Here is a 13,635-nt window from a genome sequence, read left to right on the forward strand (position 1 = left end):
GCTGCGACATATTCGGTCATTGGCACGTAAATGCAGGGTTTGGCCTGCATCAACACTAGCAGGCGTGAGCTGAAATGCAGGCTCGATACCCCGGTTTCACGGGACTTTCGTGCCAGGACAATCCTTGGGAACGTTACATATCCGGAAACCAAAACGCCCAAGGCCCTGTTATCGACCCTGAGCGTGGCATCCGGTTCAGCGCTGGCGGTTGACGCGGATCAGTCCGGCAGTTCCTCAAAGGCTCTGAATTTGCTCACCGTGGCGCAGTCGTAGCACATCGTCTGCAGGATCTGCTTGTCCATGCTGGCGTCAATGTTGCTCGAATCGCATTCGCGGCAGAACAGGCGCAGATTGCCCAGCAAGTCGCTGTCGAACGCTACGGCGCTGAAGAATTGCGGAACCAGTTCGTCGCGCCAGTACATGCCCGGCGACTTTGAGAATCCGGCGCCGCTGTCCTTCAGCACTACGTCGTAAAGCAGTCGCTGCAAGGCTGTCTGCGGCACCCGCGCATCACGATGGCCGTTCTTGCGCCAGTTACGGACGAGCGCGTCCTGCGCCGTGCCCAGCATGTTGCGCGGAATGGTGTTGGAGGCGTGACTGCGCCCCTTGGAATTGCCGGTGGCATAAAAGTGCGCGGCGTTTCGTACCGCCAGGCGGGCGAAGTAATACAACTGACTCACCGAGAAGTCCTGCAACAACTGCCCGACCACCTCCTCGGCACGGGCTTCGGCCGTGAAGGCGAAGTCCACCTCACTGGCCAGCACACGAATGTATTGAATGGACGCTTCGCGGGCGAGACTGAAGACCAGCGAATAGATTTCGCTCTTCCAGGCGGCTTTGACGCTGCCCGACAACTCCTGATACAGCACCTGATACAAATTCTCGCGGGCACAGCGCGTTACGCCGTCGAGCGTGACGCTGGGCAGCCAGCGCACCGCGCTGTACTCGCGGATATTGCAGCCCTCGCTGCGATCGAAGGCGTTGATGTCGGAATCGGTGGAAACTGCCAGCACCCCGGCTTCGTGCAGGCTTTTGAGCAACTCTTCACGGGCCTCGAACGTCAGGGCGAGCAGCTCTTCTCTGGATGGCGCATTCAACGGCGCAATCCATTCAACGTTTGCCCCGTAGCCATCATCGAGCAAGGCGAGCAACGTCAACTTCTGCACAAAGCCCAGATTGGCGTAAGGCACTGCAGGGTGTTGCGCGCCATATCTGGCCTGCAACTCCAGACGGTCCCGCGCTGCCCGGGCGGCCAGTTGCTGCTGGCGAACCTTGAAACATTCTGTGCAGTTGCACGCTGCGTGGCGGCCATTGGCGCCGGGGACACTGTGCTGGTGCTCACAGCGGACGCATTTGAATGCACTGCGCAACGAAAGCGGAGTTCCCCTGGCGTAGCGGCGCATCCACATCGGCAGTTCACAGTAAGGACAGGTGAGGTCTGTGCTGACGATCGGTGGCAGAACCTTTAGCAGACTGCGCACCGTGGAAGGAATCTGGAATTGCTCCATCAGCTGCGAAGTTTTCTCACCTTCCAGATAGCGCTTGTAGATCTCCTCGATCTGTTCGTCAGACAGGTGGCGAATTTCTTCGGCGCGTTCGAAATATTGAGTCATGGCAAAGGTCCTTTTTCGGGGTTTTGGTAACGCACTCCGTTGCGCAAGACCGGCGAAACTAACGGCAAAACGGTGGCGATCACAAGCGAAAAATCGCAATTTCGGGTGGATTTTGCGCATCCGGTAATTGCCTTACGCTGGCGTCGGATTTTCCCTTCTCGCTACTCGGAACCGGGCGACGGAAATGTCCTGCTTTGCGACTTTTTGCCGATGCAGGCAGCGCGAACGAGCAGAGACTGGCAAAATCGCGCCTTCGAACAGATTCACCGCCGCCACTGCCCAGGATTTCACCCATGCAAATGACCACCGCCCTACTGATCGTCAACCCGTGCGACGACGAAGAAGACAACATGGCCATGCTCTGCTGCCACAGCGACAAGGGCGAGATGTTCCTGATGAGTCGTTATCCGGATGAGGATGAGCTGGAGATCACCCTGGATGGCGAGCCTTCGACGCTTGACGGCGTGAAGGTCACGCTGACGTCGGAACTGCTGAAGATCGAGATTGCTGCGGCGGATGCCGATGCGTTGAATGGCGATGATGTGCTGGAGATCAGCTTCAACCCGTATATGGTGGATATGGATGAGGTTGTTGAGACTTTGAAGAATATTCTCGATGGGACAGGAACTTTTGTAATTAATCTGGAATAACCAGTTCGGCTCGCATGACAAGATAAATGACGACGGCATTTGATCGCCTCTTATGCCATCGTCATTAATTGCACGCTGATTGACACCTCTACAAGTTCTAAACACCTGCAAACCATAATTCGCGCTAATTTTCCGCATAGAACGCCGCTGTGTTTAACAGCACGAAGTTCGATCCTACTACTCCTCAAGAAGTGCCCTACGCAATCATCGGAAGCCGTCTGATTGCGGGCCCACCCCTCCCTTGTTATTACTCGTTGCGCTTGCAAAAAAACATGCAAGCTCGGCGCACAAAAAAGTGCCGACAACGTGATATTCAATGGAGTCATATGTAATGGGTAGAAAACGTTCTGAAATAAACACCTTCGAGGATTTGCCTTATGGCTCGGGCCACTTTGAAGGTTTCCTGGCGACGGAACTGGACTTCTTCGCCTCACTGACCCGCTGACTCGGCCTCCCGATCAGCCAATCCTGAAAATGCCGAAAGTCGATCTTTCGGCATTCAAGCCTACGAGGCTCACCATGTCAGAGCGTGAGATTTCATCCAGCGAAGCGTTTGTCCGAATAAACAATGTTATCCAGACACTGGGTTTGAAAGCGCGAGTGCGCTATGTCGATGACGGTAATCTGGTCGCTACTGCCGAACTCTATAACGAATACGACACGCTGATTGAATCAGGCGCAGGCAAAGGTCCCGACGCGCTTGTAGGTGCACTTGCTGAAAGCCTTGAGCACTACGCGATGTTTCACGCCGAGCCGCCATTTTGCACAACGCTTGGTTGCAGTGACATCGCTTCGCAGAACGGGGGTCGAGTCGGACGGCATTTTCACAAGTCTGCGAAAAAACATCGAGCCTCTACAGTGTCTGCAGCTTGCAGCACTCGACGGCTGCGCCGGGCTTTTTGTGCCATGCGCCCTGCTGTATCCGGTCAAAGATGAACGTAAAACAACGAGTCAACCGACGCGCTTTTTAAATCGCTACGCCTCTAACTCAGGAACTGCTTTCGGCTGCACGAAATCAGAAGCACTGCTGCACGGTACCCTGGAACTGATTGAGCGACACCTGTTGTCCCGGTTTTTCATGGCCGTCTGCAGACTGATACCTGCGATAGATCTCTACTCACCGTCGGCGCCCCTGCTTGCGCAAGCCCTGTTCAACAACTCATACGCGCTACGGGCTGCCGAAGCTTTGCAGATCATCATTATCAAAGACGAGTCAGAAGTTTATCTGGCGGTTGCATTCCCACGAACCGGCCCCGGCGACCGACATATATCCGCAATCGGCTCCGGCTGTTCTTTGGACATATTTATCGCCATCCAAAGAGCGGTAACGGAGCAATTCCAATCAAACGCCTTATACGACGCCAACGATGAAATCGCGGACCGAAAGGTACTTGATGTGCTTTGTCAATCCGAGAAACTGAAACAGCTGATAGACTTTGCACCCGTTAAAAACTTGAAACTCAATACCCTGGCGCCGCCAAAAAGCCTGCTTGCACTCTCTGTTCCTGAACAACTTGCCTTGCTCCGAAAAAACCTGAGCGGTATGAACAAAGTCCTATTTTTCAGAACAGTCATGGAGTACCCGGGGACCAACGTAGTTACCCAGACTTATATCCCGGGTCTCGACCGATTCAACATAATCAGAAATGGCCAACCCGTAGCTCCTCAGCACATTTTGCTCGGCACCAGAAGCACGCCAACGGCGTGATCCAAAACGACCACAGGCCCATACTCATGCAGACATTTATAAGAACAGCCTGCGAGAAACATCGACTCCTGCTGGTGATGACAATAGGCGCGACCATCACCCTGAAAATCCTGGCCCTGGCCCCTCCTTTGTTATTGGGCAAGATCGTCGATTCACTAAACGATGCCGATCACACAACGCTGCGTACGCTGCTTTTTTTCACCGCAGCTTTTACGCTGGCCGGTTGCATTCAGTCGATGACCACCCCCCTGCAAACGCTGCTGCTCTCAAAGCTCGTCCAGCGAATTGTCATGGATGCTTCCATCAATTGGATGGCGCGGTTGATGGGCAAGGATTTTTCCCAGTTTGGCACGTGGCGAGTAGGACACTTCATCAAGTCGGTCGAGCGCGGAATCACTGCCCACGAACAGTTGCTGATGTTCTTCGTCACTACGGGTTTTCCCCTGTGCCTGGAATTTCTTATTGTGGCCGGCGCATTCTGGTATATGGGCGGAGCCTGGGTTTTCTGCGCGCTAGCTGGCCTCGGTGGCTGTTATCTCTATGCAACTCACCGGATCATTCGATGGCGCAGAAAACACATCGATGCTGTTAATGACCAGGAGGATGAGCTGAGTGCAACCTTGGTCAATACTTTGAGGGCTGGTAAATCGATAAAACTGGAACGCGCCGAACGCACGGCCCTGCAACCCTTGAACCGAGCGTTTGAGCGCTACGCCAATGCTGCGGTGACCGTAGCAGGCTCGGGCGGACTGTTGAGCGCGGCGAAGATTTTGTTTATCAGCCTGTCCACCGGCGGTTTGTTGGCTTGGGGAGTCATGGATCAGACGTCCGGACAAGCAAGTATCAGCGTCGGTCAGTTGGTGGCCATTTCCTCTATTGCTGGTACGTTCCTGTTGAATGTATCGGCGCTGACCGAAGGCTATCGGGTGCTGGATCAATTTTCGGCTGATCAACGGCGACTCAAAGAATTACTTGCAACTGCTGACTTCGATAACGATCGCCGCAATGACTCTGATGCGTTGCATAACCTATCAACATTACGGCTCGAGCCCTGCGAGATCACCCATAACGGTGTTGCGCAGCTATCAATTGCCAGCCAGATCAGCTTCCGACAGGGCCAATCCGTTGCGATCATCGGGCCCAGCGGCGCTGGCAAATCGACGTTACTCGAAGCGCTGGCAGGACTGGATTTTTCGGTGCGGCCCCGGCTGTTCATCGACGAGCTGTGCATAGATCGCTTAAATGCTCGCGTTCATCTGGAAACGGTGCGTTACAGCCCCCAGTCTCCGCAGTTCCTGGAAGGAAGTTTTGAACAGTCCGTACTTTTCGGTGTTGAGCAGTCGAAAACATTGAACGAGGCAATTCAATGCCTCCAGCTTGATGAAATCATTGGCCGAGGTCACATCGCTGAAAACGCCACCAATATCTCCGGAGGTGAAGCGAAGCGGCTTTCGTTGCTGCGACTTCTGAATCGACCGGGCAAATTCAATCTGTTTGATGAGCCGAGTGCTTCGATTGAACCGAAACTCGCTACACCAGTGTGGGATTTGCTATTCAAGACATTCGCTGGACAGGGCCTTATATGTGTCACCCATGATGTTGAACATCTCCATCGTTTTGACCGCGTGCTCGTCATGCAGCAAGGCGCCATCGTTGATGAAGGCAAATGGTTCGAACTGCTTGAGCGCCCCGCCATCAAGGTCATATTGCACAGCTTGCACACGCAGACCTGAATCGCAAAAACGTCCAGAAACGGCCCCACGCAGTGCAAACGAGGGCCGATACTGACAAATCGCGCAAATGCCGTTAGTCGCCGCCCCCCACGATGGATTAAAGTAACGCCCCCAGCCCCGGCGTTATCCGAACGCCCCGGCCACCCCCTTTCCAGGAACAGTCACCGATGGAACATCGTGAAGCGCTGCTGGCGCTGCGAACCTTTCTTTCAACGCAGATTCTCGGCCAGGAAAAACTCATCGAGCGTTTGCTCATCGCCCTGCTCGCCGACGGCCACATGCTGGTCGAGGGCGCTCCCGGTCTGGCCAAGACCAAAGCGATCAAAGAACTCGCCGAGGGCATCGAAGCCCAGTTCCATCGAATTCAGTTCACCCCCGACCTGCTGCCGGCCGACATCACCGGCACCGAAATCTACCGTCCGGAAACCGGCAGTTTCGTCTTCCAGCAAGGGCCGATCTTCCACAACCTGGTGCTGGCCGACGAAATCAACCGCGCGCCGGCCAAGGTGCAATCGGCCTTGCTCGAAGCGATGGCCGAGCGTCAGGTCAGCGTCGGGCGCAGCACTTATGAGCTGTCGCCGCTGTTTCTGGTGATGGCCACGCAGAACCCGATCGAACAGGAAGGCACCTATCCGTTGCCGGAAGCCCAGCTCGACCGTTTCCTCATGCACGTCAAGATCGGTTTCCCCGACGCTGCTGTCGAACGGCGCATCCTCCAGCAGGCCCGTGGCGAGGCGTTGAACGGTGAGACCAAGCCCGAGCGCCGGGTCAGCCAGCAGGCGATCTTCGCCGCGCGCAAGGAAATCCTTGGTTTGTACATGGCCGACGCCGTGGAGGAATACCTGGTGCAACTGGTCATGGCCACGCGCAACCCGGCCAAGTTCGATCCGGAAATGGCCGAATGGATCGCTTACGGCGCCAGTCCGCGCGGCTCGATCGCCCTCGATCGCTGCGCCCGCGCCCACGCCTGGCTGGCCGGTCGCGACTTCGTCAGCCCGGAAGACATTCAAGCGGTGCTGTTCGACGTGTTGCGCCATCGCATCATTCTGTCGTTCGAAGCCGAAGCCGCTGGCATCGATCAGGATCGCGTGGTGCAGCGGATTCTCGACGTCGTCGCCGTCGCTTGACCCCCATGAACGCCGCCCTGACCTCCGAACCCGGTATCCGCATCAGCCTCGCCGAGCTGATCGAGATGCGTCACCGCGTGCGCGAGGTGCAACTGTTTTCTACGCCGAGTCAGCGCAGCCCGCTGATCGGCCTGCATCATTCGAAATTCCGTGGCCGTGGCGTCGACTTCGATCAGGTGCGGGTGTATCAGGCCGGTGACGACGTGCGCACCATCGACTGGCGCGTCACCGCGCGCACGCAGGAGCCGCATACCAAGCTGTTCCACGAAGAGCGCGAGCGACCGATTTTCATCATGGTCGAGCAAAGCACGCGGTTGTTTTTCGGCTCGGGGCTGATGTTCAAGTCGGTGCTGGCGGCGCAGGTCGCGGCGTTGATCGGCTGGGCCGCGCTGGGGCACAACGACCGCGTCGGCGGATTGGTGTTCGGCGACAACGAGCACTACGAAATCAAGCCTCGCCGGAGCAAGCAGAGCCTGCTGCAATTGCTCAACCGCTTGGTCAAGGTCAATCAGTCGCTGCACAGCGAGCGCGAGCCAGATCGCGATGCCTTCGGCGTGGCCCTGCGCCGCGCGCGGGAAGTGCTGCGGCCGGGCAGTCTGGCCATCGTCATTTGCGACGAACGCGCGTTGTCCGACAGCGCCGAGCAGCAATTGAGTCTGCTGGCGCGGCATTGTGATCTGCTGATGTTGCCGCTGTCCGACCCACTCGATCACGCTCTGCCCGCCGCCGGCCTGCTGCGCTTCGCCGAACGTGGCGCGCAACTGGAGATCGACACGCTGAACTTCGACCTGCGCCAGACCTACCGCGCCCAGGCCGAAGCGCGCATCGCCCGTTGGGAATTGCTCGCGCAAAAGCTGCGGGTGTTGCTGATGCCCTTGAGCACGCAGAGTGAAATGGTCGAGCAGATGCGCGAGTTCCTTAACCCGCAGCGTCCGGGGAAAGGTCGATGAACGGCCTCGAACAACTGCAACCGCTGATCTCGCCGCCGCCGATCGCCTTCTGGCCGCCGGCGCCCGGCTGGTGGCTGCTGCTTCTGCTGTTGCCGCTGCTGGGTTTTGCCGTGTGGAAGCTGCGCCGTTTCATTCCGATCAAGAAACGCCCGGTGGTGCGCGCCGAGCAGCCGCTGGACCCGGTACGCATCGCCGCGCTCGCCGAACTGGCGCAAATGCCCAAACCCTACGACGGTGCACCAGCCGGCGCTTGGCTGCAACAACTCAACGGCCTGCTCAAACGCCTGTGCCGCAACCACTATCCGTACAGCCAGAGCCACACCCTCAACGGCCGCAAATGGCTGGCCTTCCTCGATAACCGCTGCCCCGCTGCCGGCCTGACGCGCTGGATGGTGCTGGTTGAAGGCGCGTACAAACCGGAATGCAAACTCGACGACAAAGCCATCGCCGGCCTGACCCAAGCGGTCGACACGTGGATTCGCAAACATGTTTGAGTTCGCCTGGCCTTGGATCTTTGTGCTGTTGCCGCTGCCGTGGCTGATGCGCCTGATCCTGCCGGTGGCCGACAGCGGCGAGCCGGCATTGAAAGTCAGTTTCCTCGCCGACCTCGAAGGCCTCGCCCGCCGCCGCGCCCGCGCCAACTTGCCGGCGTGGCGGCAGCAGGCGCCGTTTATCTTGCTGTGGCTGATTCTGTTGACCGCCGCCGCCCGCCCGCAATGGCTCGGCGAGCCGCTGCCAATTGCCGCCAGTGGCCGTGATCTGCTGGTGGCGGTGGACGTGTCCGGTTCGATGGATTTTCCCGACATGCAGTGGCAGGACGAAGAAGTCAGTCGTCTGTCGCTGGTGCAGCACTTGCTCGGCGATTTCCTCGAAAGCCGCGACGGCGATCGCGTCGGTCTGATCCTGTTCGGCAGCCAGGCCTACCTGCAAGCGCCGCTGACCTTCGATCGGCGCACCGTTCGCATCTGGCTCGACGAAGCGCGGATCGGTATCGCCGGCAAGAACACCGCGATCGGCGATGCCATCGGTCTGGCCCTGAAACGCTTGCGCCTGCGCCCGGCGCAAAGTCGCGTGCTGATTCTGGTCACCGACGGCGCCAACAACGGCGGCGAAATCAATCCGCTGACCGCCGCAAAACTGGCCGCCAGCGAAGGCGTCAGAATCTATCCGATCGGCATCGGCGCCAATCCCGAGGACAGCGGCTCGACCGGCCTGCTCGGGGTCAATCCGAGCCTCGATCTGGATGAGCCGGCACTCAAGGCCATCGCCGAAATCACCGGCGGCCAGTACTTCCGCGCCCATGACGGCAAAGAGCTGCAAGCGATCAAGGACACCCTCGATCAGCTCGAACCGGTGACTCAGCAACCGACTCAGGCACGCCCGGCGCAAGCCTTGTATCACTGGCCGCTGGCGTTGGCGCTGTGGTTGAGCCTGTTGCTGGTCGTCCGCGAACTGTGGCCGGACAATCCGCTGCAACGCCTGTTTACCAAACAACTGTATTTACAAAGTCCGCTGCCGGACTGGCGTGAGCGCTTGCAGCGTTTGCGCCTGCGGAGGCGCCGATGATCGCGCTCTGGCCGCACTGGTTCCGCCCTTGGTGGCTGTTGCTGTTGCCGCTGCTCGGCTGGCTGCTCTGGCAACTCTGGCACCGGCAGAAACGCGCCGGGCGCTGGCAGATGATTCTGCCGCCGGCATTTCACGCTGCGCTGCTCAGTGGCGGCAGCGGGCGCCAGAGCAAACTGCCGTGGATCGCCCTAGGCGTGGCGTGGTTGCTGACCATTCTGGCCTTGCTCGGGCCGAGCTGGGAGCGCGTCGAACAGACCAGCCAGAAGCCTGCCGATCCATTGGTGGTGGTGCTCGAACTGACCCCGGAAATGCTCGCCACCGACTCGCCGCCGACGCGTCTGGAACAGGCGCGGCGCAAGCTGTTCGACCTGTTGCAGGCGCGCAGCGATGCGCAGACCGCCATCGTCGTTTATGCCGGCAGCGCGCACACGCTGGTGCCGCTGTCGGATGATCTGGCGACCAGCCGCAATCTGCTCGACGCGCTGAAGCCGTCGCTGATGCCGGAAGCCGGCCACCGCGCCGATCTGGCCGTGGACAAGGCGCTGGCGTTGCTCAAGCAAGGTGCGCTGGGACAGGGACGGATTCTGTTGATCGGTTCGTCGCTCAATGAAGAGGAACGGCGCGGCATTCGCCGTGCGCTCAATGGCGAGTCGACGCAACTGCTGATGCTCGGCATCGGCACCGCCGAAGGTGCGCCGATTGCCCAGGAGGACGGCAGTTTCCTCAAGGACGAGCAAGGCGCGATCCGCGTGCCGCAACTCGACAGCCCCGGTCTCGCGACTTTCCTCAACAGCGTAGGCGGTGAGTATCACCCGGCGCGTCTTGACGAGGCTGATCTTGGCGCCCTTGGCCTGCTCAACGGCCCCCGCAGCCTGCGCGACGACGGCCAGACCGTGCGCCTCGATACGTGGGCCGATCAGGGCTATTGGCTGCTGTTGCCGCTGCTGTTGCTCGCCGCTTGTGCCGGGCGCCGTGGCTGGCTGTTCTGCCTGCCGCTGCTGTGGTGCCTGCCGCAACCGAGCTACGCTTTCGACTTCGAAGACTTGTGGTTGCGCCCCGACCAGCAAGGTTTGCACCTGCTCAAGCAGAAACGCCCGGCCGAAGCCGCGCAGCATTTCGATGATCATCAGTGGCAAGGGGTGGCGTTGTACGAGGCCGGCGACTACAGTGGCGCCGCTCAGCGCTTCGCCGAGGGCAGCGATGCCCGCGCCCACTACAATCGTGGCAACGCTTTGGCGAAAAGCGGCGAGCTGGAAGCGGCGATCGATGCCTACGAACAGGCGCTCGAGCTGCAACCGGATCTGCGTCCGGCGCAGACCAACAAGGCGCTGGTGGAAAACCTGCTGAAGCAGAAAAACGCCCCGCCGCCGCCCGAACCGGACAACCAGCCCAACGAACAAAGTCTGCCCGGCGATGAGCCATCGCCCACTACCGCGCCCCCTCCGGCGGTGAGCAGTGAAACCCAGAGCGAGGCGCAACCGGCCGAGTCGGCCAGCGAACCGCCGCCGACCGCCCCGCCGCTGCCCGGCCCCAATGAAATCCCCGGCAGCAACGAGGAAGAGGAAACCGACACGGTGCCGACCCTGCGCCCGAGCGAGAACAACCTCGAAGGCGAGCAGCGTCAGGCGCTCGAACAATGGCTGGGCAAGATCCCGGACGACCCGGGCGAACTGCTCAGGCGCAAATTCTGGTACGAACAGCAACAACATCAGGATCAGGAAAACAATCGATGACCCGCTTCACCGCTCTCTTGCTGCCCCTGCTGATCTGCACGGCCACCGCTCAGGCGGCCGAGCTGACCGCCAGCGTGGATCGCAGTCGCCTGAACTCCGGCGAGACGGTCGAGCTCACCCTCGAAACTGACGACGTCACCCAGTTCGGCAAGCCCGATCTGTCGGCGCTGGAAGCGTTGTTCGAAGTGCGCGGCACGCGCCAGGTCAACCAGCTCAACACCCTCAACGGCGACAACCGGGCGACCACACGCTGGATCATCACCCTGCTGCCGAAAGAAAATGGCAGCGTAGTGATTCCGCCGCTGCAACTGGGCGAAGCGCAGAGCCAGCCGATCACCGTGCAGGTGATCGCCAGCGACAACCGCGAAGACAACAACAGCCTCGATCCGGTGTTCATCGAAGCCAGCCTCGACCAGACCAGCGTCTACGTGCAGGCCCAGGCCATCCTGACCCTGCGCATTTATCACTCGGTTTCGCTGTACGACGACAGCAGCCTGAGCCCGCTGCAAATCGCCGATGCGCGCATCGAGCAGCTCGGCGACACGCGCACCTATGAAAAAGACATCAATGGCCTGCGCCACGGCGTGATCGAGATGCGCTACGCGATCTATCCGCAACACAGCGGCCTGCTGACGATCGCCCCGCAGACGTTCAGCGCCACGCTGGTGGATACCGCGCCATCAGCAGACCCCTCGGGGCCGAAACCCGGCAAACTGATGCGCGTCAGCTCGGCGTCGATTCCGCTGACGGTCAAACCGAAACCGCTGACCTACCCGGTCGATGCGCCATGGTTGCCGGCGCGCAACCTCAGCCTCAGCGAAAGCTGGAGCCCGGAACCGGATCACACTCAGGTCGGCGATTCCCTGACCCGCAGCCTGACCCTGAAAGTCGAAGGCCTCGCCAGCTCGCAACTGCCAGCCCTGCCCGCCACCGACGTCAACGGCCTGCGCCGCTACCCCGACCAACCGGTGCTGATCAACCAGAGCAGCGACCGCGGCATCATCGGCAGCCGCGAAGAGCGCGAAGCACTGGTGCCAAGCCGCAGCGGCGCGATCGACCTGCCAACCGTCGACGTGGTCTGGTGGAACACCTTCGAAGACCACCTCGAACACAGCAGCCTGCCCGCGCGCACCCTGCAAGTGGCGAACAACCCCAGCCTGCAAATCGACACCCCGGCCGGCACCCTGCAACCGAGCACGCCCGACAACGACACCCTGTGGTGGTGGAAACTCAGCACCCTGATCCTCGCCTGCACCACCCTGCTCGGCTTCGGCCTCTGGTGGCGCGCCCGCTGGCAACCGGCAATCCACCGCGCCGCCCAGACCGGCCCTAGCCCACGCACCCTGCTCGACGACATCAAACGCGCCAGCCAAGCCAACGACCCCCACGCCACCCGCCAGGCACTGGACGCCTGGGCGCGGCAGCAGCCGGAGACACTAGCAGACATGGCCGCGCGGTTTGTGCCGTTGTCGGACGCGTTGGATGGGCTGAACGGCGCGCTGTACAGCGAGACCGGGCAGCATTGGCAGGGTGAGGATTTGTGGCGGGCGATTCGAACGATTCCCGCCGCCGAGCGTGTGCAGGATCCGGTGGGTGAGAGTGGGTTGCCGCCGCTTTATCCGAAGTGAACAGCAAAAGATCGCAGCCTTTGGTAGCGCCTACGGATTGTGTTTAGGAGCTGCCGAAGGCTGCGATCTTTTGATCGGAAAGTCCGGAATCAATACTCGAATTTCGTTTTGACTTGTTCGCCTTCTCGATAGGAGAGGACGAATGACTTCCATGGCTCGCCACGCTTGACTGCGTTTTCCTGAAGCTGGTCGACCAAACGAAGGATAATCGCCCCGTTAATATCAGTTTCAGCGTTCCAGTCCTCGACGCCATCTTTCTCAACGCACAGCTCCGTCTCGATGTAGCCCTCCCCCAACTCCACGCCATAACGGAACGCGTCATAGCCATGGACGATGCCGGCTTCGACCACCTGGAAGATCTCTTGGACGATCTTTATGTCTTCGGTAATCACTGTAAAACCTCCAGATTGCGACTGAAGCTGAGTTCCTCTGAGATGTCCAATCCATAAGCTATTTGTTTCCCGCGCCTCTCCTCATGCGCCACCAACTTCTACATAGACAGCCTCAACGATGGCGTCGTTTTCCCCGAAATCAGGCACATAAAACCTTAAACCCACGCCAGTGACACTGAAGCCTGAATTATTGAAAACCAGAACCTCTCCTCGCTTGGCCAAAAACTGTCGAACCACAAGCGCATTCTCACCGACCAGTTTCTGGTTGTCCCAAACAAGCTCACTCCATTTCAAAAACTCAACGCCAAAGACCCGGTAGCGCTCATCAAAGTAAACGTGCACGCCTAAATCATCGTAAGCGTCGGTCGGTACTGTCGAATCTTCGGCTTTGTAAAACGCCTCAAACCGACCACCAAGCGCCTTCCTTGATTCCTCTCGGGACATGCCAGCGTGAATCAACCCGAGATCACCGCGACTTAAAAAACTAAATACCATTGTCATTTTTTCCGGGGATCTCCTGAACCAAGAAAGATGC

The 13,635-nt window shown here is 59.4% G+C and carries 13 protein-coding genes; 9 read left to right on the plus strand and 4 right to left on the minus strand.

The genetic code is table 11. The features are described 5' to 3' along the window. Positions 1 to 218: 218 nt before the first annotated feature. Together NF676_RS15285 and NF676_RS15290 are read right to left on the minus strand one after the other, a co-directional pair. Positions 219 to 1,613: a hypothetical protein gene (locus NF676_RS15285; RefSeq protein WP_252886328.1), complete on the minus strand. Its 1,395-nt coding sequence runs from the start codon at positions 1,611 to 1,613 to the stop codon at positions 219 to 221. A gap of 79 nt (positions 1,614 to 1,692) precedes the next feature. After that, on the minus strand, positions 1,693 to 1,908 hold the full coding sequence (locus NF676_RS15290; RefSeq protein ID WP_252876435.1) for a hypothetical protein: 216 nt from the start codon (positions 1,906 to 1,908) through the stop codon (positions 1,693 to 1,695). On the opposite strand from NF676_RS15290, the gene NF676_RS15295 reads away from it, so the two are divergent. The 9 genes from NF676_RS15295 to NF676_RS15335 all read left to right on the plus strand — a co-directional run bounded on the left by NF676_RS15295 (position 1,907) and on the right by NF676_RS15335 (position 12,708). Then, a complete protein-coding gene (locus NF676_RS15295; RefSeq protein ID WP_150635094.1) occupies positions 1,907 to 2,263 on the plus strand; it encodes a hypothetical protein in 357 nt (118 codons plus the stop codon). The two genes, NF676_RS15290 and NF676_RS15295, sit on opposite strands and share 2 nt — an antisense overlap. A gap of 712 nt (positions 2,264 to 2,975) precedes the next feature. Next, complete coding sequence (locus NF676_RS15300; RefSeq protein WP_252886329.1) at positions 2,976 to 3,971, plus strand: YcaO-like family protein; 996 nt, start codon at positions 2,976 to 2,978, stop codon at positions 3,969 to 3,971. A gap of 26 nt (positions 3,972 to 3,997) precedes the next feature. Further along, positions 3,998 to 5,704 (plus strand): ATP-binding cassette domain-containing protein, encoded by a 1,707-nt coding sequence (locus NF676_RS15305; protein WP_252878334.1) that lies wholly within the window; start codon positions 3,998 to 4,000, stop codon positions 5,702 to 5,704. Positions 5,705 to 5,871: 167 nt separating this feature from the next. Continuing rightward, the gene (locus NF676_RS15310; RefSeq protein WP_007913915.1) at positions 5,872 to 6,831 is read left to right on the plus strand and encodes an AAA family ATPase; all 960 of its coding nucleotides are present in this window, start codon (positions 5,872 to 5,874) and stop codon (positions 6,829 to 6,831) included. 5 nt (positions 6,832 to 6,836) lie between these two features. Beyond that, positions 6,837 to 7,781, plus strand: a complete 945-nt coding sequence (locus tag NF676_RS15315) for a DUF58 domain-containing protein (protein ID WP_150635093.1) — start codon at positions 6,837 to 6,839, stop codon at positions 7,779 to 7,781. Next, entirely contained in the window at positions 7,778 to 8,275 is a 498-nt protein-coding gene (locus NF676_RS15320) for a DUF4381 domain-containing protein (protein WP_065616204.1), read from the plus strand. The genes NF676_RS15315 and NF676_RS15320 overlap by 4 nt, the downstream gene beginning before the upstream one ends. After that, on the plus strand, positions 8,268 to 9,347 hold the full coding sequence (locus NF676_RS15325; protein ID WP_252886330.1) for a vWA domain-containing protein: 1,080 nt from the start codon (positions 8,268 to 8,270) through the stop codon (positions 9,345 to 9,347). Before NF676_RS15320 ends, NF676_RS15325 begins: the two co-directional genes overlap by 8 nt. Beyond that, positions 9,344 to 11,080 (plus strand): vWA domain-containing protein, encoded by a 1,737-nt coding sequence (locus tag NF676_RS15330; protein WP_076562558.1) that lies wholly within the window; start codon positions 9,344 to 9,346, stop codon positions 11,078 to 11,080. The genes NF676_RS15325 and NF676_RS15330 overlap by 4 nt, the downstream gene beginning before the upstream one ends. Next, a complete protein-coding gene (locus NF676_RS15335; RefSeq protein ID WP_252886331.1) occupies positions 11,077 to 12,708 on the plus strand; it encodes a BatD family protein in 1,632 nt (543 codons plus the stop codon). The genes NF676_RS15330 and NF676_RS15335 overlap by 4 nt, the downstream gene beginning before the upstream one ends. 89 nt (positions 12,709 to 12,797) lie before the next feature. On the opposite strand, the gene NF676_RS15340 is transcribed toward NF676_RS15335, so the two are convergent. Together NF676_RS15340 and NF676_RS15345 are read right to left on the minus strand one after the other, a co-directional pair. After that, the gene (locus tag NF676_RS15340; RefSeq protein WP_122087874.1) at positions 12,798 to 13,100 is read right to left on the minus strand and encodes a hypothetical protein; all 303 of its coding nucleotides are present in this window, start codon (positions 13,098 to 13,100) and stop codon (positions 12,798 to 12,800) included. An 81-nt stretch (positions 13,101 to 13,181) separates the two neighbouring features. Continuing rightward, the gene (locus NF676_RS15345) at positions 13,182 to 13,601 is read right to left on the minus strand and encodes a hypothetical protein (RefSeq protein WP_163025627.1); all 420 of its coding nucleotides are present in this window, start codon (positions 13,599 to 13,601) and stop codon (positions 13,182 to 13,184) included. Between the last annotated feature and the right edge of the window lie 34 nt (positions 13,602 to 13,635).

The sequence above is a fragment of the Pseudomonas siliginis genome (assembly GCF_024072275.1).
Lineage (GTDB): Bacteria > Pseudomonadota > Gammaproteobacteria > Pseudomonadales > Pseudomonadaceae > Aquipseudomonas > Aquipseudomonas siliginis.

Excerpts from the sequence above, each read along its gene's own strand:
- NF676_RS15310 (WP_007913915.1), top strand. The coding sequence starts at position 5,872 with ATGGAACATCGTGAAGCGCTGCTGGCGCTGCGAACCTTTCTTTCAACG.
- NF676_RS15315 (WP_150635093.1), top strand. The coding sequence starts at position 6,837 with ATGAACGCCGCCCTGACCTCCGAACCCGGTATCCGCATCAGCCTCGCC.
- NF676_RS15320 (WP_065616204.1), top strand. The coding sequence starts at position 7,778 with ATGAACGGCCTCGAACAACTGCAACCGCTGATCTCGCCGCCGCCGATC.
- NF676_RS15285 (WP_252886328.1), bottom strand. The coding sequence starts at position 1,613 with ATGACTCAATATTTCGAACGCGCCGAAGAAATTCGCCACCTGTCTGAC.
- NF676_RS15335 (WP_252886331.1), top strand. The coding sequence starts at position 11,077 with ATGACCCGCTTCACCGCTCTCTTGCTGCCCCTGCTGATCTGCACGGCC.
- NF676_RS15290 (WP_252876435.1), bottom strand. The coding sequence starts at position 1,908 with ATGGGTGAAATCCTGGGCAGTGGCGGCGGTGAATCTGTTCGAAGGCGC.
- NF676_RS15325 (WP_252886330.1), top strand. The coding sequence starts at position 8,268 with ATGTTTGAGTTCGCCTGGCCTTGGATCTTTGTGCTGTTGCCGCTGCCG.
- NF676_RS15345 (WP_163025627.1), bottom strand. The coding sequence starts at position 13,601 with ATGACAATGGTATTTAGTTTTTTAAGTCGCGGTGATCTCGGGTTGATT.
- NF676_RS15330 (WP_076562558.1), top strand. The coding sequence starts at position 9,344 with ATGATCGCGCTCTGGCCGCACTGGTTCCGCCCTTGGTGGCTGTTGCTG.
- NF676_RS15305 (WP_252878334.1), top strand. The coding sequence starts at position 3,998 with ATGCAGACATTTATAAGAACAGCCTGCGAGAAACATCGACTCCTGCTG.
- NF676_RS15295 (WP_150635094.1), top strand. The coding sequence starts at position 1,907 with ATGCAAATGACCACCGCCCTACTGATCGTCAACCCGTGCGACGACGAA.